The sequence below is a fragment of the Mycolicibacterium llatzerense genome (assembly GCF_000878195.1).
GTDB classification, from domain to species: domain Bacteria; phylum Actinomycetota; class Actinomycetes; order Mycobacteriales; family Mycobacteriaceae; genus Mycobacterium; species Mycobacterium llatzerense.
In genome coordinates this window covers 79,343-103,505 of sequence record NZ_JXST01000021.1, presented here as the reverse complement: position 1 = coordinate 103,505, position 24,163 = coordinate 79,343, and the positions used below count along the sequence as shown (strand labels likewise).

27 protein-coding genes are annotated in these 24,163 nt (G+C 64.7%); 10 read left to right on the top strand and 17 right to left on the bottom strand.

The window, feature by feature from the left end; translation table 11 throughout:
* Nucleotides 1-15: 15 nt before the first annotated feature.
* The 3 genes from TL10_RS16145 to TL10_RS16135 are packed head-to-tail and all read right to left on the bottom strand — an operon-like array spanning nucleotide 16 to nucleotide 1,435.
* Complete coding sequence (locus TL10_RS16145; protein WP_043986370.1) at nucleotides 16-603, bottom strand: TIGR03086 family metal-binding protein; 588 nt, start codon at nucleotides 601-603, stop codon at nucleotides 16-18.
* Between the two features lie 5 nt (nucleotides 604-608).
* Nucleotides 609-1,082 carry an SRPBCC domain-containing protein gene (locus TL10_RS16140; RefSeq protein WP_043986369.1) on the bottom strand — a complete coding sequence of 158 codons (474 nt, stop codon included), beginning with the start codon at nucleotides 1,080-1,082 and terminating at the stop codon, nucleotides 609-611.
* Complete coding sequence (locus tag TL10_RS16135; protein WP_043986368.1) at nucleotides 1,079-1,435, bottom strand: ArsR/SmtB family transcription factor; 357 nt, start codon at nucleotides 1,433-1,435, stop codon at nucleotides 1,079-1,081. The genes TL10_RS16140 and TL10_RS16135 overlap by 4 nt, the downstream gene beginning before the upstream one ends.
* Before the next feature lie 241 nt (nucleotides 1,436-1,676).
* On the opposite strand from TL10_RS16135, the gene TL10_RS16130 reads away from it, so the two are divergent.
* Both TL10_RS16130 and TL10_RS31715 read left to right on the top strand, forming a co-directional pair.
* Nucleotides 1,677-3,029, top strand: a complete 1,353-nt coding sequence (locus TL10_RS16130; RefSeq protein WP_052506433.1) for a DUF445 domain-containing protein — start codon at nucleotides 1,677-1,679, stop codon at nucleotides 3,027-3,029.
* Nucleotides 3,026-3,994 carry an Abi-alpha family protein gene (locus tag TL10_RS31715; protein ID WP_043391625.1) on the top strand — a complete coding sequence of 323 codons (969 nt, stop codon included), beginning with the start codon at nucleotides 3,026-3,028 and terminating at the stop codon, nucleotides 3,992-3,994. Before TL10_RS16130 ends, TL10_RS31715 begins: the two co-directional genes overlap by 4 nt.
* A gap of 8 nt (nucleotides 3,995-4,002) precedes the next feature.
* Here TL10_RS31715 and TL10_RS16120 read toward each other — a convergent pair whose 3' ends face one another.
* The 4 genes from TL10_RS16120 to TL10_RS16105 form a co-directional block, all read right to left on the bottom strand.
* Complete coding sequence (locus TL10_RS16120; protein WP_043986366.1) at nucleotides 4,003-4,440, bottom strand: hypothetical protein; 438 nt, start codon at nucleotides 4,438-4,440, stop codon at nucleotides 4,003-4,005.
* A gap of 52 nt (nucleotides 4,441-4,492) precedes the next feature.
* The gene (locus TL10_RS16115) at nucleotides 4,493-4,900 is read right to left on the bottom strand and encodes a hypothetical protein (protein WP_043986365.1); all 408 of its coding nucleotides are present in this window, start codon (nucleotides 4,898-4,900) and stop codon (nucleotides 4,493-4,495) included.
* A gap of 352 nt (nucleotides 4,901-5,252) precedes the next feature.
* Nucleotides 5,253-6,221: an MBL fold metallo-hydrolase gene (locus TL10_RS16110; RefSeq protein WP_043986363.1), complete on the bottom strand. Its 969-nt coding sequence runs from the start codon at nucleotides 6,219-6,221 to the stop codon at nucleotides 5,253-5,255.
* Nucleotides 6,218-6,790 (bottom strand): carboxymuconolactone decarboxylase family protein, encoded by a 573-nt coding sequence (locus tag TL10_RS16105; protein WP_043986361.1) that lies wholly within the window; start codon nucleotides 6,788-6,790, stop codon nucleotides 6,218-6,220. Before TL10_RS16105 ends, TL10_RS16110 begins: the two co-directional genes overlap by 4 nt.
* A gap of 165 nt (nucleotides 6,791-6,955) precedes the next feature.
* Between TL10_RS16105 and TL10_RS16100 the strand changes: the two genes are divergently transcribed.
* Nucleotides 6,956-7,507: a TetR/AcrR family transcriptional regulator gene (locus TL10_RS16100; RefSeq protein ID WP_043986391.1), complete on the top strand. Its 552-nt coding sequence runs from the start codon at nucleotides 6,956-6,958 to the stop codon at nucleotides 7,505-7,507.
* Nucleotides 7,508-7,531: 24 nt separating this feature from the next.
* Nucleotides 7,532-8,395 (top strand): arylamine N-acetyltransferase family protein, encoded by an 864-nt coding sequence (locus TL10_RS16095; RefSeq protein ID WP_043986359.1) that lies wholly within the window; start codon nucleotides 7,532-7,534, stop codon nucleotides 8,393-8,395.
* Nucleotides 8,396-8,413: 18 nt separating this feature from the next.
* On the opposite strand, the gene TL10_RS16090 is transcribed toward TL10_RS16095, so the two are convergent.
* Nucleotides 8,414-9,244, bottom strand: coding sequence for a MerR family transcriptional regulator (locus TL10_RS16090; RefSeq protein ID WP_110789103.1), 831 nt, complete (start codon nucleotides 9,242-9,244; stop codon nucleotides 8,414-8,416).
* A gap of 129 nt (nucleotides 9,245-9,373) precedes the next feature.
* On the opposite strand from TL10_RS16090, the gene TL10_RS16085 reads away from it, so the two are divergent.
* Together TL10_RS16085 and TL10_RS16080 are read left to right on the top strand one after the other, a co-directional pair.
* Nucleotides 9,374-9,712: a hypothetical protein gene (locus TL10_RS16085; protein ID WP_043986357.1), complete on the top strand. Its 339-nt coding sequence runs from the start codon at nucleotides 9,374-9,376 to the stop codon at nucleotides 9,710-9,712.
* On the top strand, nucleotides 9,709-10,548 hold the full coding sequence (locus tag TL10_RS16080; protein WP_043986356.1) for an SDR family NAD(P)-dependent oxidoreductase: 840 nt from the start codon (nucleotides 9,709-9,711) through the stop codon (nucleotides 10,546-10,548). The genes TL10_RS16085 and TL10_RS16080 overlap by 4 nt, the downstream gene beginning before the upstream one ends.
* Before the next feature lie 28 nt (nucleotides 10,549-10,576).
* Here the strand turns inward: TL10_RS16080 and TL10_RS16075 are convergent, their stop codons facing one another.
* Nucleotides 10,577-11,092: a type II toxin-antitoxin system RelB family anti-toxin gene (locus tag TL10_RS16075; protein ID WP_043986355.1), complete on the bottom strand. Its 516-nt coding sequence runs from the start codon at nucleotides 11,090-11,092 to the stop codon at nucleotides 10,577-10,579.
* A gap of 56 nt (nucleotides 11,093-11,148) precedes the next feature.
* On the opposite strand from TL10_RS16075, the gene TL10_RS16070 reads away from it, so the two are divergent.
* A complete protein-coding gene (locus TL10_RS16070; RefSeq protein WP_043986354.1) occupies nucleotides 11,149-12,351 on the top strand; it encodes a benzoate/H(+) symporter BenE family transporter in 1,203 nt (400 codons plus the stop codon).
* Nucleotides 12,352-12,677: 326 nt separating this feature from the next.
* Here TL10_RS16070 and TL10_RS16065 read toward each other — a convergent pair whose 3' ends face one another.
* The 4 genes from TL10_RS16065 to TL10_RS16040 form a co-directional block, all read right to left on the bottom strand.
* Nucleotides 12,678-13,955: an MCE family protein gene (locus tag TL10_RS16065; protein ID WP_082067960.1), complete on the bottom strand. Its 1,278-nt coding sequence runs from the start codon at nucleotides 13,953-13,955 to the stop codon at nucleotides 12,678-12,680.
* 693 nt (nucleotides 13,956-14,648) lie between these two features.
* Nucleotides 14,649-15,125, bottom strand: a complete 477-nt coding sequence (locus TL10_RS16060; RefSeq protein WP_043986353.1) for a DUF309 domain-containing protein — start codon at nucleotides 15,123-15,125, stop codon at nucleotides 14,649-14,651.
* A gap of 798 nt (nucleotides 15,126-15,923) precedes the next feature.
* Nucleotides 15,924-16,205: a hypothetical protein gene (locus TL10_RS16050; RefSeq protein ID WP_131630750.1), complete on the bottom strand. Its 282-nt coding sequence runs from the start codon at nucleotides 16,203-16,205 to the stop codon at nucleotides 15,924-15,926.
* A 747-nt stretch (nucleotides 16,206-16,952) separates the two neighbouring features.
* A complete protein-coding gene (locus tag TL10_RS16040) occupies nucleotides 16,953-17,441 on the bottom strand; it encodes an Hsp20/alpha crystallin family protein (RefSeq protein WP_043986389.1) in 489 nt (162 codons plus the stop codon).
* Between the two features lie 132 nt (nucleotides 17,442-17,573).
* Here TL10_RS16040 and TL10_RS16035 point away from each other — a divergent pair, with 132 nt between their 5' ends.
* Nucleotides 17,574-18,029 (top strand): MerR family transcriptional regulator, encoded by a 456-nt coding sequence (locus TL10_RS16035; RefSeq protein ID WP_390892709.1) that lies wholly within the window; start codon nucleotides 17,574-17,576, stop codon nucleotides 18,027-18,029.
* A 66-nt stretch (nucleotides 18,030-18,095) separates the two neighbouring features.
* Nucleotides 18,096-18,299, top strand: a complete 204-nt coding sequence (locus TL10_RS30980) for a hypothetical protein (RefSeq protein ID WP_131630749.1) — start codon at nucleotides 18,096-18,098, stop codon at nucleotides 18,297-18,299.
* Between the two features lie 118 nt (nucleotides 18,300-18,417).
* Here the strand turns inward: TL10_RS30980 and TL10_RS16030 are convergent, their stop codons facing one another.
* Nucleotides 18,418-18,960, bottom strand: a complete 543-nt coding sequence (locus tag TL10_RS16030) for a TetR/AcrR family transcriptional regulator (RefSeq protein ID WP_043986351.1) — start codon at nucleotides 18,958-18,960, stop codon at nucleotides 18,418-18,420.
* A 194-nt stretch (nucleotides 18,961-19,154) separates the two neighbouring features.
* On the opposite strand from TL10_RS16030, the gene TL10_RS16025 reads away from it, so the two are divergent.
* Complete coding sequence (locus TL10_RS16025; RefSeq protein ID WP_043986350.1) at nucleotides 19,155-20,375, top strand: cytochrome P450; 1,221 nt, start codon at nucleotides 19,155-19,157, stop codon at nucleotides 20,373-20,375.
* Between the two features lie 728 nt (nucleotides 20,376-21,103).
* On the opposite strand, the gene dnaB is transcribed toward TL10_RS16025, so the two are convergent.
* The 3 genes from dnaB to rpsR form a co-directional block, all read right to left on the bottom strand.
* Nucleotides 21,104-22,894: a replicative DNA helicase gene (gene dnaB / locus TL10_RS16020; protein ID WP_043986349.1), complete on the bottom strand. Its 1,791-nt coding sequence runs from the start codon at nucleotides 22,892-22,894 to the stop codon at nucleotides 21,104-21,106.
* A gap of 508 nt (nucleotides 22,895-23,402) precedes the next feature.
* Nucleotides 23,403-23,858: a 50S ribosomal protein L9 gene (rplI, locus tag TL10_RS16015; protein ID WP_043391573.1), complete on the bottom strand. Its 456-nt coding sequence runs from the start codon at nucleotides 23,856-23,858 to the stop codon at nucleotides 23,403-23,405.
* Between the two features lie 15 nt (nucleotides 23,859-23,873).
* Entirely contained in the window at nucleotides 23,874-24,128 is a 255-nt protein-coding gene (gene rpsR, locus TL10_RS16010; protein ID WP_043391572.1) for a 30S ribosomal protein S18, read from the bottom strand.
* Nucleotides 24,129-24,163 lie beyond the last annotated feature (35 nt).

Genomic DNA, 24,163 nt, shown 5'->3' with positions numbered 1-24,163 from the left:
GGGCCGAGCAAGCCCCTACGGGAGCTGGCGCGTACTGCCCGACCACGCCGGGTCCCGACCGATGAACCCCATCAGCCGGGTAACCGGGTCCGCATCGTCCGCCACTGCGACGGGTGGCCCGTATTGCCCCGATGAGCGCAGCAGGTCCTCGATTTCGGTCATCCCGGCGAGCATCTGCGCGGCGAATTCGGGGTCCAGTCCCGATTTTCGGCGGCCGGCAGCGGCGAGATCCCAGGTGTGCATGTACACATCGGCGGTATAGAACCGGTCGATGGCGTCGGCAAGCAGGTGAGAACCGGCCATCGGATGGCTGAAGTCGCCGTCGGCTGCGTCACTGTCGAGCACGCTCTGCACCGCCGCGGCGTGTGCGATCCACGCCGCGAGCGGGTCGTCGGCAACGGGCGGACCGACCGGCAACGTCACACCGCCCGCACCGAGGAACTCGGTGAACCAACCGACCAGGTGCGCGACGATGTCGCCCGTGGTCCAGTCGGTCACCGGCGTTGGAGCTGACCAATCCCGCACCGCCGCAGCATGTTCGGTGAACCCAGCGGCGACGGCGCGGTGCCGGTCGGCGAGCGTGAGTGCGTTGAGAACAACCATCGCGCTCAGAGACCGCCGACCAGTGCGTCGAGTTTCGCGTAGCCCTGATCGACGCCCGTCTCCATCCCGGACGCCAGCCAGGCGTCGCGTCCTTCGAAGCTGTCCACCAACGACTGCGCATGCAGCCTGGTGCGGCCGTCACCGAGATCTTCGAACCACAATGTCTCGAGGGAAACGTCGTCGGGCATGCCCTCGAAGGTGAAGGTCTGCACGATCTTGTCTTCGCCAACGGTGTGGAAGCAGCCGCGGAAGCCGAACTCCTGGCCGTCGCGGGTCGCGACATAACGCCAACTGCCGCCGTCTCGGGCGTCCCACTCCAGGATCCGGGTGTCCATACCGTCGGGTCCGACCCAGCGGGCGAACACCTCCGGATCAGTATGTGCCTTCAGCAATTGTGCTGGGGTGGCATGGAAATCGCGGGTGATGCGGATGAGTGGCACATCCTTGTCGGCTTCGATCACGGCCTGTGCAGTGTTCATGATGCTTTGCCCTTTCGTCGCGGTTTCGCTTCGGTGTCATTCATCTCTGCCAGCACCGCATCCAGGCGCTGGTAACGCTGTTCGGCCTGCTGTTGGTAGCGCTCGATCCACTTGGTCATCAGGTCGAACACCTGCGCTTCCAAGTGCACCGGGCGGGTCTGTGCCGCGCGGCCCCGGCTGACCAGTCCCGCGTCCTCGAGCACTTTGAGGTGCTTGGAGACCGCCTGCAGGCTGACGTCGTACGGTTCGGCGAGTTCGCTGACCGTGGCGTCGGCCGTCGTCAGCCGGGCGACGATGTCCCGACGGAGCGGATCACTCAGCGCCGCAAATACTTTCGACAACTGGTCCGTCATTCTGTTCCTCAACTATTTGGTTGAGTACGAGTGTGCGCGCCAGCACCGAGCTTTGTCAACCTTTTGGTTGAGTACGAGTCCGCGCGGCGGTCACGGTAAGTGTGTCCACTCCGACTGATACCGGGCTGAGGCGAAAGCGTGGCTCAGTACAGCAACCTGACGCGGCACCAACCGATAATGTGCACTCGCACAGGCGGCAAAGCCACGCATGGTCGCGGATCAACGTGCTCGACGAAAGGCGGTGAGGACTACGTTCGGCGAATTCTGGAGTTGGTTTGTCAATCGCGACTGGACGTTGAGCCAGATCCACACCCCGATGGAGTGGTTCGCGTTCCTCAGCATCCCGTTGTTCACTGCGGTGATCGGCTGGCTCATCAACTGGACCGGCCTGATCATGCTGTTCTACCCGGTCAACTTCCACGGGTTCAGAATCCCGGGGATGCGGGAGCTGGCACGGCTGCTGCCGCACAAACTGCAGGAAATCCCCGGCATCCTGCAAGGCGGTGTCGGCTGGCAGGGCATCGTGCCGGCGCGCGCGGCCAAGATGGGCTCGATCGCGTCAGACAAGGCCATTGCCAAGCTCGGTACGCCTGCGGAGTTCTATCAGCAGCTCGAGCCGGACAAGATCGCCGAGCACATCGTCCGGCTTTTCCAGCCCGAGATCCCGCAGCTCGTCGATGAGGTGATGGTCGCCAACGACCCGCAGTTCTGGCGCGACCTGCCTACCGTCGGCAAACGCGCGATCGTCGCCCGGGTCCAGTCGCAATTGCCGGAAGTGGTGCAGTCGATCACCACCGAGATCGGCATCCACATCGACCAGTTGCTCGACCCCAAGATCATGGTCATCGAGCACTTCCGCAAGAACCCTGACCTCGTCATCCGCGTCTTCAAGGACATCGGCCAGCGCGAGCTCAACCTGATGGTCAACTTCGGCTTCATCTTCGGGTTCGTGTTGGGCATACCCGTCGCGTTCATCGATCACTGGTTCCATACGTGGTGGATGCTGCCGACGCTGGGCGTCTTCGTCGGCTGGATCACCAACGCGCTCGGTATGTGGCTCATCTTCGAGCCGACCGAACCGACCCGCTACTTCGGCATCAAGGTCCAGGGGTTGTTCCTGCGCCGGCAAGAGCAGGCCGCCGAGGTGTACGCCGGGATCATTGCCGACGACGTCATCACGCTGGAACGCATCGGCGACTTCCTGATCGACGGCCCGAGCGGCGACCGCACCCGCCAGCTGATGGGCGCCGCGCTGGGCCCGGCGATCGACCGGGCAGCCGGGCCGATCCGGGGCGCCGCGCGGGTAGCACTCGGAGCCCAGGCTTACGACTCGATCAAGGCAGGCTTTGCTGCCGAGGCCGTCGGCCGGACGCTGACACCCTTCAAGGACGAAGAGTTCTCGAAGGCGCAGTCGGGGAAAATTCGCACGCTGATTGCCCAACGCACCAAAGAACTTCCGCCCACCGACTTCGTAGAGATGCTGCGGTCGGCTATCAAGGAAGATGAGTGGATGCTCTACGCTCACGGCGCGATCATGGGCGCGGCAGGTGGCTTCCTTCACTACGGCATTTTCTTGGGACTTGGTGTGGCATGAGTGACGACCGACGTCAGGGTTCCGGACGGCGCCACGCCCAGTGGGGACCCTTCAGCGCCACGTTCTCTCCCCCACCGGAGCAGTCCTCGTCGCTCATCCCGACGGGCGTCGGCGAAGCACTGCCCGGCCTGGTCCGCCTGGCCGCGACAGCCTGGGTACGTACCGCCGAGTGGACGCTGGTTGCGGGGCTCAAAACTGGTCGTCGCGCACTCGAGATAGCCGCTGACCCGGCATCCGCGGCCGACTCCGCCCGCGAGCTGATCGCCGGTGTCGCCCAGGCCGGCGCTGTTTTCGGTGAGGTGGCCAAAGCAGTCTCGAACGGCGTCTCGGTGTCACAGGCCGTCGTCCAGGTCAGCGCCTCGCTCACCGAGACGGTGACGACGACGCACGACGTGTCGCATCAGCAGGAAGAGCAAGAGCGCCAACTCAAGATGGAGCAGTCGTTGCGCGCTCAGGGGCAGGCGCTGCTGACCCGCTCGCGCGACGTGTGGAACACCGAGCGCGGCCACCCCGCATACGCCCGCATTCTCGAGGAGATGGCTCCCGACGAGGCCCGCATCCTGCTGTTACTCCTGCGCGGCGGGCCGCAGCCAGCGGTCGACGTCCGCACGGGTGGCCCCATCGGCATGGTGTCCTCGAGGTTGGTGGCTCCGGGCCTCAACATGATCGGCCCGCGGGCCGGGCTGCGCTATCTGGACAACGTTCCCGCCTACCTCAACAATCTGTTCCGGCTGGGACTGATCTGGTTCTCGCAGGAGCAACTGCGCGACCCGCTCGAGTACCAGGTTGTCGAGGCGCAACCGGACGTCCTGGCCGCGATGCACTCGGTGCGCGCGCACAAGGTCGTCCGTCGCTCGATCCATCTCACGCCGTTCGGCGTCGACTTCTGCCGCGCCTGTCTGGTGGACGAGGGCGAAGACGTCGCGGCCCTGCCCGAGCATCAGGCGCCGCACGACATCGACTGACCGTCGCCTTACGCCGTGACGCGCATTTCAGCGCCCGGGTGCGAACTCAGCGTGATGACCACGGTGCCGCTGCCCGTCGCGAACGAGGTGCTCGCGTAGCCGATGAATCCGTAATGGCCGTCGATCGTCGACACCGAGGTGATGTCTCCGCGTCCGGCGGCACCGGTGTCGAGATTTTTCCACGCGGCCGTCACGGTGAGGGTGCACGAACCGTCGTAGATGCCGGCGTCGTAGCGGATCGACACACCGACACCGTGCCCCACCTGGTCACCGATCTGCACCGGCGCCGCCTGCGCGTCGGCGCTGACGGTGCCGCCGCACGTCGGGGAGGCCACGACCGGAACCGCTGCGAGTTGCGCGAAGGCGTCGGCATTGGCCGTTGCGACCGACAGCGACGGCGCCAACAGCGCGGCGATAAGAGCTGCGGCAGGACGCGGTGAAATCATGCCTGTCCTATCGGCGATCACGCGGGCATTGTTAGCACGCCGGAATACGCCGTCAGCCGACGCGCGGAACGACCAGCTTCGCGAGTTCGACGTCGTCTGCGCGATCCTGATCTGACCAGTCACCCTTGATATTTGCGACCTTCACGGAAACCACCAGTCCGTCCTTGACTGCCACGAGGCTCTCACCGGGGCCGAACCAGTAGGCCTCGAAGCCGAGGGCGTCGACTCGGTTGTCCGGGCTGATGACGTGGAAATGGTTGATGGGGGCGGTCGGGTCAGTTGGCCTCGGCCGAATCGACACTTCGATTTCGCGGGTGGCGCCCGTGTAGTAGCAGGCGCCATCGCCGACCGGTACCGGCGGGTGACCGTCGTAGGAGAACTGCCTTTGGGCGTCGTCGCCCACGTATTTCCTGGCGACGTCTGGGGTGAGCAGGTCGCACGGATGCGTCGTCGGCGCCACGCTTGTTGGCGTAGCCGTGCGACTCTGCGCTGCGCTCGCAGTGGCGCTGGGTGTCGCACTCGCGGTGGTGGTAGATACAGACGCAGTGGTGGTGGCCGCTGGAGGCGCAGTGACCGTCGTCGTCACTGACGGAGAGCTCGGCGCTTGGCACGCCGTAGCCGCGGCAATCACGGCCGCACCCATCAACGCAGTCAACCGAATTGCTGCAGACATCAGACTCCCTCGAGTTTGAATCAGCCGGCGCATCAGCCCGCCGTCGACTTCACGACGCATCCGCTGTTGTCGCTCCACCATGTCGGCATCAAGGTTGCCGTGACCGCCTTGGGAAATTCTTGGGACGCCGTTCCGACGCTTACTGGCGGGCGTGGTGCGCGAGCTGCGAGGCGATGGACTCGATTGCCTGCGCCAGGTCCAAGTACGGGATGTTGGGGTCGCGTTCGTGGTAGATCGCGGTGACGATGACCGGCAGTGTCGCAACGGCTTCCGGATAACTTTCGATGTTCATTCGCGCCACTGCCTCAGCCACTGGCACACCCTGGTCGAAGAGACGCGTCGCGTCGGTATGCAGGCTCGACCAGAATCTGATTCCGCGATCGATGGCCGCGGTGATCTCGCCGCCGATAAGTACGGGACCGTGGCCGGCCACGACCTTCCGGGCACCGAAGGCCCGAATGCGCTCCAGTGCTTTGATCCAATTCGGGATCGAACCCGACCAGATGACCGCAACGGGGTTGTGGGTCAACAGATCTCCCGCGTATAACACGCCCAGCTCGGGGAGGTAGGCGACGGCGTCACCTACCGTGTGCGCGGGTCCGAGTTCGTGGAGCTCGATATCCAGTTTGCCCACTCTGAGCGCCTTTTCGCCGTTGAACGTGGTGTCAGCGGCCCGGACCTGCACCTCGGAGAAGTTGAATGGCCGCCCGAGCGGTGCGAGGGCCTGCAGGGCGCCGCCCGGTTGGGTGTCCGTGTTCAGTAGTTTTGCGGTGAGGTCGGCATGTTCCTGCGTCATCAACGCACTGGCAGCTTCGGTGGTGATGATCTCGGTATCGGCGGAGAACACCTGGTTACCGAAAAAGTGGTCGCCATCGGTATGGGTGTTGAAGACGTACCGGACCGGCGCTGACTTGGTCAGTTCGTCCATGGACGCGCACATTGCCCGCGCATGTTGCACGTCGTAAAGCGTGTCGATGACCAGCGCTTCGCCGGCGCTCACCACCAGGCCCGCGTTGGCCAATCCCAGAGCTTCATTGCCGGAGAGAAAGACGTGGGCTCCCCCACCGAGGTCGAATAGGCCTTCCTCAAAAGGGATTTCGTCGGTCATTGTCCGTCCTTTGCTCGTTCGTCGTGCAGCTTGGCGGTGGCGTCGGCCAGAATGTTCGCGACGTCAGCGGCACCTTCTTCGGGGACGATGCCGAGGGTTTTGATGAACATCGCGGTCATCACGTAGTGGCCGACCAGCAGGGTCACCTCGGCAATTTCGTTGTCGGAGTAGAACTCCTGCATGGCAGTCGGGTCGGCTCCGTCGCCCTTGATCCGCGCCAGCAGGTCGTCGACGAACCCGATGAGCACGTCGACGGACCGGTCCCCGACCGACGTGGTCCCCGACAGCACGCCGTCGATCATCGATTCCGAAACCCCAGCGGCCCGCGCTTCGGGCACGTGGTGATGGATCTCGTACGGCGCGTTGGTCACTGCACCGACACGCAAGATCACCAACTCCCGCACCTGCGGCGACAACGCACCAGTGCGAAATGAAAGGCCAAGTGCCAGATAGGGCTTCGCGCTGGACCTGGTCATGACCAAACCCCTCGACAGGTTCGCCGGAAAGAGTTCGTAGGCCTCGCGTTGCGCCGAGTCCAGGTCCTCCACATTTGGCAGTTGAACAGCCACGAGTCCTCACCTTCGCTTCAAAGGAGTCGATGTCCGCGCCGCCCATAAGAAACGGTGCGTTCCCTATGGGCGAGGGTAGCGCGGCCCGATAAGATACGCAACGTGTCTAATCGAGAAGCGGCCGTGCCGCCCGAGCCTGGTTCACGGCGCCGGGACGACGCGCTGATGTCCGCCATCCGCGACGCCACCTGGGCCGAGCTGACGGATCACGGATACTCCGGTGTCACCTTCGAAGGTGTCGCCCGCCGCGCTAAGACCGGAAAACCAGTCCTCTACCGCCGCTATAGTTCTCGGGCGCAAATGGTCACCGACGCCCTGCCGACGCTTCGCACCCCACCCGCCGAGGTGCCTTCGTCTCAGAACCTTCGCGAGGACATCCTCACGATGGTCAATTCCCTGGTCAATGAGTGGCGAGAGATCGGACTCGACACCTTCCGCAGTCTCATCGCCGAAGCCGACGACGCCACCCTGGACACTTTCCAGACGAAGGTGGCCGCACACACGGATCACACGATTCGCCGCACGCTGGACGCCGCGCGAGATCGAGGCGAGATAGGACCTGCCAGAATTCCCGACCGCGTGGCAACAAGCATTCTGGCACTCGTGCGTAACGAATTATTGTTTGGGCGCAACACAATTCAATCCAGTAGCCTGGCCGAGCTGGTCGACCTCATCTACCTGCCGGCAGTTGACTCAGCGTCACGCAAACAGGCATAGGGCCAGCCCATCTATCGTGGGGCTGTGACCACTTGGCATGGCGACGAACTCGACCTTGATGCTTACCTGACGCGCATCGGTTTCGATGGCGAGCGACACCCGACGGCCCAGACCTTGGCGGCACTGCACCGCGCTCACACCACGTCGATCCCGTTCGAGAATCTCGAGATCATGCTCGGCCGGCCGATCGTCCTCGATCTGGATTCCCTGCAGAACAAGCTGATTCGGCACAACCGCGGCGGCTACTGCTACGAGCATGTGACGGTGTTCGCGGCGGCGCTGGAGCGGCTCGGTTTCCGGTTCACCGCGCTCGCCGGGCGCGTCACCCTGGGCGCGGACGCGCAGCGCCCTCGGACGCACGCGCTGATCGTCGTCGAGTTCGACGACGAACGACGCTGGCTGTGTGATGTCGGATTCGGCCGGGGCCCACTCGAACCCATCGAGCTCGTCGCAGGCAACGAGGTCGATCAAGACGGCTGGCAGTTGCGGCTGTCCTCTGCACCTCTCGGCGCCGACACCGAGGTATTCCATCCAGACGAGTGGACGCTGTGGCAGCGGTCGAGCGTCGATGGCAAGGTCGCATGGCTCGACCGGCACGTCTTCACGCTCGACCCGCAGTATCCGATCGACTACGCCGTCGCCAACCACTTCGTGTCGACCTCGCCGCGATCACCGTTCACCGCCCGGCCGTTTGTTCAGCGATTCGCCGCCGACGTCCAGCATGTTCTCGACGGAACCACCTGGACCACAACGAATCCCGACGGCTCGTGCAGCACACGGCACGTCGAGATCTCTGACGTACCTACCTTGTTGGCCGACACCTTTGGCGTCGCGCTGTCCAGCGACGACGCCGCGGGCCTCGTCGACTGGATGCGGGCACGCCTCTGAGCCGGCCGAGCGTTGCCATCATTCCGGCAGCGGGGTGGTGCTGAAGATCGGCCAACAGATTTCTGTAGCGGTGAACGCTGTCGGATCAGAGGGCGTGCTGCCGAGGTAGTGTTCACGGATCGGCCCCTGGCCGCTGATGAGATGCTCGTTGGCGTATACGCCCAGTGCCCCGTAGCTGCGGTCGATGCTTTCGTCGTGACCACCGGAGTGGGTGAGCACCGCGTACTCGGCCTTGGGTAACACCTCGGCACGGACACCCTCCGGTGGATCCTTGGTTTGTGGCGCGGGCACGAATAGAGTTGCGTGGCCGCGTGATTCGAGGAACAGTGCGCGGTCGTAGAGGCCGCCCGGCACGACCGCGGATGGTTCGCCCGCCGCCGCGGCAACTGCGTCTCGCAGTCTCGCCAGTGTCGCCGCGAACCAGCTGTCGATCTCGGATACCTCGATGGTGGCGCCAATGGACCAGACGGCGAGTGCCGGCTCTTGGCGCACCTGCACGAAGGCGGGGGTCTGCACGGGAGAAAGCAACTCGCGCAGCGCGCCGACGGTGTCACGAGTCTGCTGCAGCTGCTCTTCCATCTGTTCGAGATGAGTCGTGATGATCTCGGTGCGCGTCGCGGCGTCGTCTGTGCTCAGCAGCGCCTTGATGTCGGGAATGGACATGCCGAGAGTGCGGAACCGGCGGATGATGTGCGCATGATCGACCTGGCTGGTGTCGTAGAAGCGGTAGCCGGTGTGCGCATCGATGTGAGCTGGTTCGAGAATCCCGATGTCGTGATAGTGCCGTAGCGCTTTCCTACTCAGGCTGGTCATCACGGCGAAGTCACCGATCGAAACCTGTGCGCCCACGACGTCCTCCTCATGCGATCGGCCGCCTGCGTTATCGGCTGAGGCCATCCTGCAGTCTCCCCCTGGGGCAAGGTCAACATCGCGGCCCAGGCTTGACCCTCCCCCTACGGGAAGCTCCACCGTGGGGTCATGACCACAGATTGGGATGCCCTCCCGGGCAACATAAAGACGTTCATGACCGCACTCAGCACCCCGCACGACGGCTGCGCGGTTGCCACCTTCACCGCCGATGCCGTCGTGACCGATGAGGGGCGCGACTACACAGGCCGTGACGAGATCGGGGCCTGGCTGACCGCCTCGGCCGGCGAGTACACCTATACCTCCGAGTTCACCGGCGCGACCACCACCGACACGACCATCGACGTCGGGCAGCATCTGGAGGGCAACTTCCCCGGCGGGGTCGTCGACCTGCACTACCGCTTCACATTGGACGGCGCGTCGATCAGCCGGCTGGTGATCGAGCCATGAGCAGGAGATGGTTCATCACAGGGGGCACGCCCGGCGGCTTCGGGGTGGCCTTCGCCGAGGCGGCGCTCGAGACGGGAGACCGCGTGGTGCTCACGTCCCGGCGTCCACAAGAGCTGGCGACCTGGGCCGAACAGTACGGTGATGCCGTTCTCGTCGTGCCGCTGGAACTCACCGATGCGGCGCAGGTGCAGCGCGCGGTGCGCGCCGCCGAGGAGCACTTCGGCGGCATCGACGTGCTGGTCAACAACGCCGGTCGCGGTTGGTACGGCTCAATCGAAGGGATGGACGAGACCTCGTTGCGGGCAATGTTCGATCTGAACTTCTTCGCGGTGCTGTCCGTGACGCGTGCCGTGCTGCCAGGCATGCGCGCCCGCGGAAGCGGGTGCATCGTCAACGTGTCCTCGGTGGCCGGACTGGTGTCGGCGGTCGGATTCGGCTACTACAGCGCGACGAAGTTCGCCATCGAAGCCATCACCGATGCGCTGCGCGACGAGGTTGCCGCACAGGGAATCTCCGTGTTGGCGGTCGAACCGGGGGCGTTCCGCACGAACGCCTACGCCGGCTTCACCAACGAGCCTGTCGCTAAGTCGATTCCGGAGTATCACGACATGCTGGAGCAGGTCCGCGCCGCTTTCGTCGGGATGGACGGAGTGCAGCCTGGCGATCCGCGCCGCGGAGCACGTGCGGTGCTCGCGGCGATGGCCCAGGACCCGCCGCCGCGCCGACTGGTCCTGGGCAACAGCGGATACGACGCCGTGATCGATGCTCTGGAGCAGAACCTGGCCGACATCCGGGCCAGCGAAACACTCTCTCGCAGCGCGGATTTCCCCGCCTAGCCGGACGGCTTGCGTCCTTCCGCCGGCCTCACCGCGGGGTGGTGATCACCACTACCGCTTCGGCAGCACCATCGACGGCGGCGAACCGGTGGCGGCGATCGCTCAGCCAACTCAGCGTCGCCCCCTCCTCGACCAGGCTCTCCTCACCGACCGGCCCGGCCAGCACCTTGCCGTCGACGACCGTGAGGTGCTCGCGAACGCCCACCCCGTGCGACGGCGAGATGTGCTCGGCGCCGTCGGGGAACTCCAGGCGGAACACCTCGACGGTCACCCGGGGCAGGTGCCGCACCGAGAGCAGCACCGTGCGCATCCCGCCGCCGGCGGCAGAGTGCACGCCCGGAGACTCCCCGACCAGCGCGGTCAGCGGCACATCCAGGGGTCCACACAGGGCGTAGAGGGTCTCGACCGTGGGATTGCGACCGCCCGACTCGATCTCGGACAACGACCCCTTGCCCACCCCCGCTCTGCGGGCGAGCTCGGACAGGCTCAGACCCCGCTCGACCCGTAGCTCTCGCAATCGGCGACCGACCTCTCCCGCGTACATCGCCCCATGATACGTTCTGTTTACAGAACGTTCCGTATTCAGAACGGAGAGTGCGGATGGAACAGGACGTCTCGAAGGCAGTCCCGATCAGTGCCGGCGTGGTGTGCGCGCTGGTCGGCTTCACGTCGTCGTTCGCGGTGGTTCTCGCGGGATTGCGGGCAGCGGGCGCAAATCCGCAACAGGCGGCCTCGGGTTTGGTGGCGGTGAGTTTGGCGATGGGCGCGTCATCGATGCTGTTGTCGCGGCGGTTCCGGATGCCGATCACCAGTGCATGGTCGACGCCCGGCGCGGCGCTGCTGGTCACGACCGGTGCGGTGGCCGGCGGATGGTCCGCGGCCGTCGGTGCGTTCGCGCTCACGGCGGTGCTGCTGCTGGCGACCGGCCTCTGGCCGGCGCTCGCACGCCTGGTCACCCGCATCCCCAATCCCGTCGCTCAGGCGATGCTCGCGGGGGTCCTCCTCCCGCTCTGCGTTGCTCCGGTAACCGCCTTGGCCCACGATCCGGGCGCGATCGCACCGGTGCTGGTGGTGTGGCTCATCATGGTGGCGCTGCGACCCCGCTGGGCGGTACCGGCCGCGTTCGGCGCCGCCCTGGTGGTGATCGCGGTGACGCTGGTCCGAAACCACGCCCTGCCCGCAGCCAGTGCATGGATCCCCCACCTGCAGTTCACGGCTCCCAGCTTCACGTTGCAAGCCCTCACCGGCATCGCTGTGCCGCTGTACATCGTGACAATGGCAGCGCAGAACATCCCCGGCGTCGCAGTCATGTCGGGTTTCGGCTACCGCGTTCCCTGGCGTCCGGCGCTGACGGTGACCGGGATCGGTTCCTTGCTGGCGACTCCGTTCGGCGGACACGCCGTCAACCTGGCCGCGATCAGCGCCGCGTTGGCAGCCGCACCGGACGCCGACCCGAACCCCCGCCGCCGCTGGATCGCCGGGTTCACGACCGGCGCGGTGTACTGCGGGCTCGGCCTGGTCTCCACCGGACTGACAGCGGCTGTTCTCTCCGCCCCGGCCGGTGTCGTGCAGGCCGTTGCCGGTGTGGCGCTGCTCAGTGCTTTTGCCGGCGCCTGCGCGGGAGCAATGGCCGACGAATCGGCGCGACTCCCTGCAGTGGTGACGCTTGTCGTTGCAGCTTCGGGGACGACGGTGGCCGGTGTCGGTGCGGCGTTCTGGGCGCTGGTGATCGGCGTGATCGCACACCGACTGCTCAGGCCAGCGCCCGACCCCGCTCCAGAACCGTCGACACCGGGACGGTAGGTCCCTGCGAGGATCGACGCCGCGTCACCGTCATCGACATTGCGCAGGCGTGCGATCGGGACACTGCCAGTCGACCGGGTCCGTCCGTCCTGCGGCAATGCGGCCCACCTCAGCTCCGGCCGTGATGTGGTTGCAGCCCTTGCGTTTTCGCCGTTCACCAAGCTTCTCGGGTACGTCGTGGATGTACCTGGGAATCGATAGCGGACCCACCATTCCCGCGTCGGCAAGCCCACCCCGACAACACTGAGGTCAGCGTCCACGGGAGCGTGAAGGTGACGTACACCCGTACCAGAGCACCCCAACTGTGCCGCCGGGCGACACTCGGGTCATGGGTTGATGGTGTAGTCCCCGTCTTGACGGCCCCAGACGTATTCGGACGCGAAAGGCGAACCCAGGCCAAGGTGGTTGTACGGCGCGATCGACGCGCCAGTGTCCATCACCATGTACGGCATCGGCCAGATGTCCTTGCTGACCGTCCAGCAGCCCGGTCGACCCATCGGACCGCCGGAGGCGTTGATCCGGGGCAGGTTGTCCGGATAGACATACGCGTTGGCGGCACCGACCAGTTCTTGATTCATCGCCAGCGAGTAGCCGTTACCGCCCACGCCCTTGGCCGCGGCCGGCGCACCGGTGGCGAAACCGCGGAACATACAGTCGAGCTCAGGGCTGTACTTGTCCAGCAACCGGGCGGTCGGCAACAGGTCCTCGGCGCCCCGGGTCAGGTACGGGCCGCCCCGTTCGAAGATGTCACCACCGGTGTTGCCAAAACCGACTGCGGCCATCAGCGCCTGGTCGATGTTGCCGCGCTGATCGTTCAAAGTGCGCTCGGTGGTCACGGCACTCTTGAGGCCGTCCCACAGATCCGGGGATGCGTTGGCGTACACGTCGGATAGGTCGGCGAGGGCCGTGATGTCGTGCCGGAAGGTCGGCATCCGCTGGTTCAGGTCGGCCAGGATCGTGTTGCCGTTGACCAGCGACTGACCGAACTTTTCACCCAGCCCGTCGAGCGCCTGGGCGGCCGCGGTCAGCGTCGCGTTCAGCTTGACCGGGTCGACCTGGTCGGAGATCGCGGTGATGGTCTCGAACAGCGTGTTGAACTCGGTGGTGACGCCACTGGCGTTGATCACGTCACCACTGTTGACGCGCTGCGGCGACGGGTTCGCCGGCGAGGTGAACGAGATGTACTTGTTGCCAAAGGCGGTGGTGGCCAACAGTTTGACGTCCACATTGGCGGGCAGCAGGCCCACATACTGCGGATCAACGCTGAGGACGAGTTTGGCTTGAGTCCGGCCGTCGCTACCGCTTTGGGCCTCAGCGGCCTGCAGCCGGCCGATCGGCACCCCGTTGTAGGTGACCTTAGAACCGGGATCCATCGACAATCCGGACCGGTTGTACATCACATACAACACTGCCTTCGTGTCGAAATAGCCTCGGAACTGGAACCAAGTCAGCGCCAGCACCAGCACCGCGAACAGCACCAGCCCCACCGCTGCCGCGCGGTAGGGCGGTGACCGGTCAGGGTTCAACGGGGCGTGGACCTGCCCCTCGGCGATCGGCGGCGGTGGCAGCGCGTCGCTGTCTTCCGTCGAGTCGAGACCGGCCATTGCGCCTCCTTGCTGATTCGCTAGCGCCGAGCGCTCTGTCATTAAACGCTGAACCGGGGGCTTGCCGAAACTCTCGCGCCTGCATGGTGCTCGGGCTCACATGAGCCCCATCGACATATCACCCGTCACGCACATCGCGCCGGCGAAACCCATTGCGCGCTGATGACTTCGACATCCCAGGAGATACCGACAAGCTGCGCTCGGTTGCCGGCACTGTCGTTTGCTGTGCGCTAGGTCACCGTCGGGCGGCATTCGGTTTCGGGACGGACTCCCGACTACACCTTGCAAGAACGTGTCTGACATTGACGTCGGATATCAGACCGCGTGGATGCAGAGGGAACCGTCGTGGAGGACTTTTCGCCGGGCGACCGGTCGTGGTGGTGTCGCAGTCGTTGGTGGCGGGTGCCGGTGGTTCTAGTGGTCACGATCGTGATTACGACCTGTGGGATATTTTGGATAGCCGGCGTCGATCACCCGAGCACGGAACGAGACGCTGGCACATCATCTGCACAGCGTTTCGCCGATGCGGCGACGTCGGTAGTCAGCGGATCGACGCCCTAGAAGCGTTGTGCTGAAGCCTTTTTAGGCGACTTGGGCACTATTGGTTCTGTCCGCAGTAGCTTCTCACGACCGCCGTGTCCCCGCTAGGGCTGACGTGGCCGTTTGCAAACTGTCTCGCGCCAGCAGCGCACGCTAGCGGGTCGTCAGCGGCGGGCGCAGACGTGTCGGTGAGATGTCGGCATCTGCGGCAAGGTCGGTTATCAGCGCACCGGCCCAGGAGCCTAGGCCGTCGATGTCAACGCAGTGCGGCGGCGGCTGGCGCACCTCGCCCAGGTGACCAGACCCGCGCTGAAGCAGAGCGATCGCACCGTTGCGGTTGCCACGCTGGACGTGAGTGATGCCGACTGCGAGCTGGGCCAGGCCTTGCCAGAGCGGTCTCTCGTCGTCTGGGCCGTTCTTCCACGCGGCCTCGAGAACCTCATGCGCTGTGAACGCGAAACCCTCGTTCAATAGACCCTGGGCATAGGCGAGGGTTTCAGTCGGCGACAGCTCAAGGTCGTCTGGCACGCGGGGAATGCCCTCGCTGCCCGCCGGAAGGGGGCGGCCCCACGCGTCGCGGGGTCGATCGTTGCGAGGCCGCCCGGATTCATCGCGATCGCGTTCTGCCATGGGTTCATTAGACCGCTCTAGCCGTCAAGAAGACGACCGACGTGAGTCCGCGTGCCACACCCGCTGTTACAACAATGCAGGCTCTCGGTTGATCGGCCGGATCAACATCGGTGCCACGGCAGGGTCCTGGCCCACGTGGGCACGACGGTGACTCCACAGGACAATGGCGGCGATAAGCGCTGCAGCGCCACCGGCGCCGACCGGGAGCGTGGTTGATTGGCGATCAGACAGTATCGATTGGCACTGCTCGACATAGTTGCTCGTCACGAACATGGGCCCGCCGCTGGTGTGCTGATCGAAGTTGAGTTGGTCTTGTTCTCGGGCGACTTCGAGGCGTGGGTGAAAGCCGTTGCCGCAGGGAATTGGAGTTCCGGCCCGGTCCACAGAGCCCAGGTGCACAGGGATTGCGGTGGATAGCAACGCCCCGAGGACCGCTGCGGCGCCGGCGAGCGACAGTAGACGACTAAACATGCTGCTCCAGTTCCCCTTTCGAGAATGTCCCCGCCGAGGAGGGGTTCTCCCGGGCCATCTGGGTTGTGCGTAAGCGGTGGGTTCGCCGCGAAGGTTCCGGAACGCCTGAACCTTCGTGGAATTAGCCACCGCTATATGTGGTTAGTCGTGACCCGTGGCCGGAACCGAACGTCGGTATTACGTGATCCGAGGCACACAGGAGCGGCACGCAACTCAAGCTGGCCTGTTCAAGGCCATTCGGTCGCGGCTGTAGCTGTGGTTGGCCCGGCGAGGATGTTTCTGATCCTGGCGGGTTGGATTGAGCGGCAGCAGATTTAGCCGATCGGCTTAGCTCGTTCCCAGCACGGTCTGGACGATGTCACTGATGCTGGGAATATCACTGATGCCGAGAATGTCGGGGGTGTCAGAATGACCGGTGCTGTTGAAGGCTGCAGCGATGTCTTCCCACGTGTGGCCGGCCTTGCGGGCATCTTCGACAGTGTTGCGCAGGGCGGTCTGCGCCTCCCTGACGGCCGCGTTTGCTTTGCGCACGCGCTGAAGATGTATTGAGTGTGCATGCTGCGCGGTCCGCTCGTCCGTGACATCGGTTTGTTCGGGCTCGGCAGTCATGGGTGGTTCTCCTGGGCTGGGGCGTGATTCGCGGTTGTGACCGTCCACGTGATCGGTGTCGGCAGCGGCCGGGGCCACCCGCCATGGGGGAAGTGTTGCCTCGGTTGGGCTTTGGCGTGTCCGAACGTACCCGGCGTGGGTGGGGACGACGCCCAGGATGTGGCCCGGGGGGTGGGCCGGCCCGGCCGCTGTCGCGGTGATGCCATCACCTCGCTTTCACGGAACTGGTCGCAGAGTCGTCGGATTGCGTTGTGGGGCCGGTGATCTGCGCATCGGAGGGCTGCGCTGCATCGGATCGATACGCTGGACCGGCTCACTGTGCGGTCGCGGCGCCGAGTGATTGGAAGACCGACCAGCGCGCCGGGGCCCGCGAAGGGCGCACCCGACCGCTGGTGGTGCCGGCCGCCGACACCGGGGAGCTTCCACAGGCGCGCGGAAGATGGCGTCGACTTCGGCGATCAGCGCCATCACCCCCGTGGGGTCATCGACGCCCAGGGACATGGCCAGCAGCTCTGGCTCGGTGGGGCTTGGCGCTGCCGGCGCCGCCATCGTTGTGCTCTGCATCAGTGCTCACCTCCTCTTCCTGTTGTCAGCAGGTCGGCCATTCAAGATTGTGGGATGCGACCGCGCGAGACCCCGAATGTCGCTGCGGCAGCAGTAAACCGGTCATTGACGGCGACGGGGAACCGGGGAACCGGGCGGGGCGAGGGAGCAGCAGCCCGGTTCCCCGGAGGGGACAAACCTGGGTCAGGCGCCGACCGGCTCCCTGACCGCACTACCGCCGCGCACCTGCTCGCCGTCCTCGTTGATCACTGTGGTCTCATCGATCGATTTGGTCGCATCGGGGCGGCCCACGGTGATCTTGCGGGGCTTGGCTTTCTCGGCCACTGGGATCACCAGGCGCAGCACCCCGTCGTGGTAGTCCGCGGTGATCCGGCCGGTATCGAGGTTGTTGCCCAGCACCAGCTGGCGAGAGAACACCCCGCGGGGGCGCTCGGCGGCCAACATCTCCCGGGCCGGATCCACCGGGGCGCGCTCGGCGCGCACAGTCACCACATTGTTCTCGATATCCAGATCCAGCGAATCTGCGGAGATACCCGGCAGATCGAACTCCACATGGAACTCATCTCCGTCGCGCCAGGCATCCATCAGCATGCCCGCCGGGCGTGCTGCCGTGCCCAGCACCTGCTGGGTGAATCGGTCCAACTCCCGGAACGGGTCGGTACGCATCAGCATCGTGGCCACCTCCATCTGTCCTTTCCCTTGTGCCATCTGTTGCGTCAACCAGACTGGCTTATCTGTGCCATCTGGTATAGATTTTTATATAGCACTGGCAGATATCAGATGCAAGTAGGGAACGAGAAAAAGATTGTGGATCTGACCAACGACGGCGCCGCCCTGCCAAACCGGGCACCCGGACAGCGCATCCCCGCACCCGGCCACGGGGTGTACGGGATTACCGTGGCCGCTGAACTATCCGGCGCCCCAACACAATCACTCCGATTGTGGGAACGTCACGGTCTCCTGTCCCCGGCCCGCTCCGAGGGGGGCACCCGCCGCTACAGCGCCGATGATCTGGCCCGCATCGAACGGATCGTCACCCTGGTCGCCGCCGGCGTCAACATCGCCGGCATCGGCCGCATCCTGGACCTACAAGACCAAAACGGCGACCTTCAAGATCAGAACAGCCAACTCGCATCGGACAACAGCGCACTGGAACTGCGCAACGCCGCACTACAGGCCGGCCAACAGACCCCGCTACCCACACGCACGCCCAGATCATCCAGACGCAGTGGCGCACGAAACACCGACAGGCACACGTAGCAGGAGGTGAGATGCATGGTGCGCCAACACCAGCGCTGACAAACCGAAGGAGGATCGGCGAAGCTCGTGGACGCGCGCACCTACCCGCTCACCGGAAAGCGCTGCGTTCGAAGGATTTACAGTGACATAGCGATCATCGACCTGTCCGCTACGCGCGGTGTGACGGTGATCGAGACCTTCGGCGTGTCCGTCGCCGACCTGCAACGGCGACTGGGCGTCGAGTTGCGCTTTCAGGGTATCGATACCGACCTCACCGCGACGGCACCATGACGGCCAGTCCGCTGAACGGTGGTGTCGAGAGCCGAGCTCGGAGCCGGCATCCGGACTCTGCGGCAGATTAGCTCGGCAGGCGTCAATGGGTGACCGAGGCCAACTCGGAGTGGCGTTGTCACGCAAAGGCAGGGGCTACGAAACGTTGGAGTACGGCTTGCTCGGCACGATGGTTGGGTGTCGGCCACAGGGCTAGCGAAACAACCACGCGCACAATCCATTGCGCAGCCTCGGGATCGTTGGTGATGCCCGTCAGCTCAGCGGCAAGGTGGCTGAGCATGGGTGAGGCGTGCAATTCGCCGGGCTGAGGTGAGTGGCCAGACTCAAGCATCACGCGCCGCAGGGGATCGGATCTGATTTGTTCCAGAGCCACGCTGATTGCCACGATGACCCGCTGCTGGCCGCTCATGCCGGCCACGGCGCTGCGGACGGTGTCGATAATGCTTGCCGCCAGGCGCAGTAACACCGCATCGCGTATCTGGGCTTTGCCACCGGCATATCGGTAGATCGTTGCGCGAGAACAATGCAATCGAGACGCGAGTGCATCAATGCCGAAGGCATCCAAGCCCTTGGCCAGGACCAGGTCGGTAGCTGCCGCGTAGATACGATCAGCCGCCGCCGCTTGTCGGTCACCGCCAACTACCCAGTCCTCGCGCACCATCAAATGCAGCGTCCCTCCGCGTGTCGATGCAGGCGTAGTTTCTCAAATCTGAGACGAATTGATCGTCATGTAACAGTATCGGCGCTGATCAACGCACGTGCAATGAGACACGAGCAAAAACAGCCGCATGCTGCACATTGCGACTTGCGCCAGCTCCATTGACCTACAGATGACTTCACGGTCAGCGTGAAGCGATGACTACGTCCGACGGCGCGCTCGGCCTCACACTGTTCGATGACCAGTACGTTCAGAACCCGCACCCGCTCTATGCGCAGATGCACCGGGCTGGACCGGTGCATCGAATAGGAGCATCCAGCTTCTACGCGGTCAGTGGCTGGGAAGCGGTCAACGAGGCTGTCACGCGCTGCAGGGACTTCTCCTCGAACCTGACGGCCACCATGATGTATCAGCCCGACGGAACTATCTCAGCATTTCACGTCGGCGAACTCGGTGGACAGACACAAATACTTGCTACCGCCGACGAGCCCGCTCACGCCATCCATCGCAAAGCACTCCTGCCGCAGCTCGCGGCCAAACGCATCCTGGCGTTCGAACCGTTCATCGCCGACACCATCGCTCGCCTCTGGGACACCCATCTCAACGACCGGCATATCGAATGGATGGGCAGCATCGCCAACAGGTTGCCGATGATGATCGTCGGCCGAATCATCGGCGTGCCCGACGACGCTACCGACAAACTCATCCAATGGGGCTACTCGGCCACACAAATAGTCGAAGGTCTTGTGACACAAGAACAAATGGATGCCGCAGGTGTCGCGGTCATGGAACTGGCCGCCTACATAATTGATCAGTTCGAGCACGCCGCAGCAAACCCCCAAGACAACCTGCTCGGCGACCTGGCTACCGGATGCGCCACCGGCGAACTCGACAACCTGGTCGCGTTGGCCATAATGATCACGCTGTTCAGCGCCGGCGGAGAATCGACCGCATCTCTCATCGGCTCAGCCGCCTCGATACTCACCACTCACCCACATATCCAGCGCCAACTGCGCGAGCAGCCGGAACAACTCGGCGTGTTCCTTGAAGAAGTCCTGCGCTACGAACCGCCGTTTCGCGGGCACTACCGCCACGTCGTCAACGACACCGAACTCGGTGGGATGCAGCTTCCAGCGGGATCACGGCTGCTCCTGTTATGGGGCGCCGCCAACCGCGACCCGGCACAGTTCATCGAACCCGACGAATTCCGGCTCGACCGGCCAGCAGGCAAGGGGCACATCACCTTTGGAAAGGGAGCGCACTTCTGCGTGGGAGCGGCACTCGCCCGATTGGAGGCAAGGATCGTGCTCAGTCACCTACTTGACCACACCTCGAACATCACCGCGTCATCGACTGGCCAATGGCTCCCAAGTCTGCTGGTCCGGCGCCTCAAACAGCTTGATCTACTCGCTAGTTGAGTCAATGATGTTGAACCACAACATATTTGATGTGCACTTCCCGTGCAAATCCTTCGGCGCTATAGCCGGCGTCCACACTGTGCACTGCGAGATGTCGCTGCCGCCATCGGGCCGCCGAATGGGCGTGGTCGACGGCCGACCGCGGGCTATCCGGACTTGAGCGCTCCCTTGACATCGGTCGACATTGACCAGGATGACGTCGTCCGTGCTCATGCCGTACCCGGCCGCCGCATCGGCCACCGTCGTCCACCCATATGAATGGCCGATCACCGTGGTGTGTGAGTGCTCGCCCACGTGTGTAACAGCTAGTGCATTGACGTCACGGGCCATGAACGGCTCGGCTACCCCGGTGCCCTTGAGGTCCAGGCCCGGAGCGTCGTACCGTCCGCTGCGAGTTGTGTGCCGCCAACCTGCAGCACCGCCTGCGCACGGCCGAGGGCATCGGAGATCTTCTGCATCCGTGCCATAGTCGGTTGCACTTTGGCCACCGCGGCATCAGAAGCGGTGCCCTGCCAGCTCCCCCGCAGCCCATCGATCGCAGCGCGCTGCGCGTCGATCTGGCCGCCAGCCGCGACGCCTTGCCACTCAGTTCAGCTGCCGACTCAGTCAACGACTCCGGCCGCGACGCCTCCACCTGCGGCACGGTCACCGTCATCAGCGTCCCCGGGCCTCAGCAGCAGCCGATTGAACAGCGGCACAGACGATCATCGGATAAGCTCCCCGGCCCGCTACCGCGCCATATTCGTAAACCGCGAGAAGTGGAGCTGGTGTGCCACAGTGATATTCGCGGTCGGGCCGTTGCGGTGCTTGCCCAGGATGATGTCGGCTTCACCACCGCGCGGGTCGTCACGGTCGATGGAGTCCGGGCGGTGCAGCAGCATGACCATGTCGGCGTCCTGCTCCAGCGATCCGGACTCACGAAGGTCCGACACCTGCGGGCGCTTGTCGGTGCGCTGTTCGGGACCACGGTTCAGCTGGCTGATCGCGACCACCGGAACCTCGAGTTCCTTGGCCATCAGCTTCAGCGACCGCGAGAACTCCGAGACTTCCTGCTGCCGGGACTCGAACTTCTTACCCGAGGTCATCAGCTGCATGTAGTCCACGACGATCAGCCGCAGCTGGGCCTTCTGGTGCAGACGACGGGCTTTGGCCCGGATCTCCATCATTGTCAGGTTCGGCGAGTCGTCGATGTACAGCGGCGCCTCGGAGATCTCGCTCATGCGGCGTGCCAGCTTGGTCCAGTCGTCGTCGCTCATGCGGCCCGAGCGCATGTCGCCCAGCTTGATCTTGGCTTCGGCCGAGAGCAATCGCATGACGATCTCGGTCTTGCTCATTTCCAGCGAGAAGATGACGCTGGCCTGCTGGTGCTTGATCGAGCAGGACCGCATGAAGTCCAGCCCGATCGTCGAATTGTGCGTGGGCACCATCGACCGCCCGGCCAGGTACAGGTGGGCCGGGTTGTCGACCTCGACGCAGCGCACCGGCACCGAATCCACCCGGCGCACATCGGCAATCGTCACGGGGCGGGTGAGCACGGCCAGCCCACCGGCGGTCAATGCCGGCTCGAGCCGGTCCGCGCCGGGCCGCAGGGTCGCGGTGGTGACGATGCCGCGGCCGGTCGGCCACTGGTGCGATGCGTCGGCCACGATGGTGGTGCCATCCGAGAGGTCGATCTCGTAGCACGGCCGCTCCTCCATCACCGGAGTCGCGGCGACCACGCGGGTGGGCCGTCCGCTGGCGTCGATCAGCTCGTCGCCCACCGAGACGTCACCCATGGTGGTCCAGCCGCCGGGAGTGGGCAGCGGGGTGTCGAGCGCCAGCGCCTTACCCACACCGGGGCGCGCGGCCACGATGATCATCTGGCCCGGGTGCAGACCGTTGGTGATCTCGTCGAGCTCGGTGAAGCCGGTCGGGATGCCGCGCGAGATACCGCCATTGGAGGCTATGGCGTCGATCTCGTCCATGGTGGGCTGCAGCAGCTCCTCCAGGACGGTGAAATCCTCGCTGCTGCGGGTCTGGGTGACGTCGTACATCTCGGCCTGCGCCCGGTCCACCAGATCGGCCACGTCAGCGCCTTCAGCGCCCGCGTAGCCGTACTGCACGACGCGCGTGCCGGCCTCGACGAGACGGCGCAGCGTGGCCTTCTCCGCGACGATGCCGGCGTAGAAGCCGGCGTTGGCGGCCGTGGGCACGGTGGAGATCAGGGTGTGCAGATACGGCGCGCCACCGATGCGCTTGAGCAGACCGCGACGGTCCAGCTCCGCGGCGACAGTGACGGCGTCAGCGGGCTCCCCGCGGCCGTACAGGTCGAGGATGGCGTCGTAGACGTTCTGGTGTGCCGGCCGGTAGAAATCGCCGGGGCGGAGACGCTCCAGGACGTCGGCGACCGCGTCCTTGGACAGCAGCATGCCGCCCAACACCGACTGCTCGGCAGCCATGTCCTGCGGCGGTTGCCGGCCGAAATCCTCGCTCGGCGGCTCCTCCATGTCGGACCGACCCAGGTCGTCAGCGACAGCCACGAAGCGCTCCTCTTCCCCCGAAAACCAACAGCAAACAAACGTTCGAACGAGCTACTCGTGACCGTACTTCACCCTGCCGACAGACCGGGCTCTCAAGCCGCTCACCTGCCGTGCGACGCACCACGTTAGGCGTTGCTGGAGCAGTCCGGAACCGCCCCTGTTAGCAACCCTGTGGATGAAATGTGGAAAGACGTGGACAACGATGTTGACCGCTTGGGGAGAACTTGTGGAATACCCGCGGGTAAATTCCCAAACATGCTGCTCAACGGCCTATATATCGGCTCTGAGCCTGTGCATGAGAATTGGTGCGGCGTGTCGTGCCGGGTAGCCATCTCGGGCGTGTTGTGTTGCGGGCGCGTAGCGGAAAAGGGCCGCGCAGGTTAACAGCCGGCGTAGATCACTGTTTGCAGATTGGCTGAAAATATTCGCCCGCTGTCAACAGAAAACGCCCGGGCGAAGTCAAAGATTGACTCCACCCGGGCGTTCTGCTGCTTGAGCTACTGCATGCCTATCCGGCGACGACAGCCAGCGACACCGGCACGTTGACCGACGGGTGCAGACGCACCGCGATCTTGTGGGTGCCGACCGACTTGATGTGCGCCTTGGGCAGCTCGACGGTGCGCTTGTCGAGGTTCGGGCCACCGGCCTTCTTGATCGCGGCGACGACGTCGCCCGCGGTCACCGAACCGAACAGCTTGCCGCTGTCGGCGCCGGCCTTGACAGCCAGCGACACGGGGCCGAGGGCCTCGATCGCCTGCTTCAGCTCGTTGGCGTGGTCCAGGTCGCGAACCGTCTTGGCGTCGCGCGCCCGACGGATCTCGTTGGCCTGGCGCTCGGCACCACGGCTGGCCAGGATGGCCAGACCGCGGGGCAGCAGGTAGTTACGGCCGTAGCCGTCACGAACCTCAACGGCGTCGCCGGCCGAACCCAGGTGGTCGACCTCGGTGGTCAGAATGAGCTTCATATTTCTCAGTCCTCCCTATCGCGTCGACGAGCTGAACGGAAGCAACGCAACCTCACGGGCGTTCTTCACGGCGATGGCGATGTCGCGCTGGTGCTGCACGCAGTTACCGGTGACGCGACGGGCACGGATCTTGCCGCGCTCACTGATGTAGGTCCGGAGCAGTCCGGTGTCCTTGTAGTCGATGATCTGCGCCTTCTTGGAGCAGAACACGCACTTGCGGGTCTTGACCGGCTTTTCCGGGGCCGGACGCCGCTTGGTGGCCTTAGCCATGTGTTTCTCTTTCTGGGTCTAGCTGGTTTCCCAGC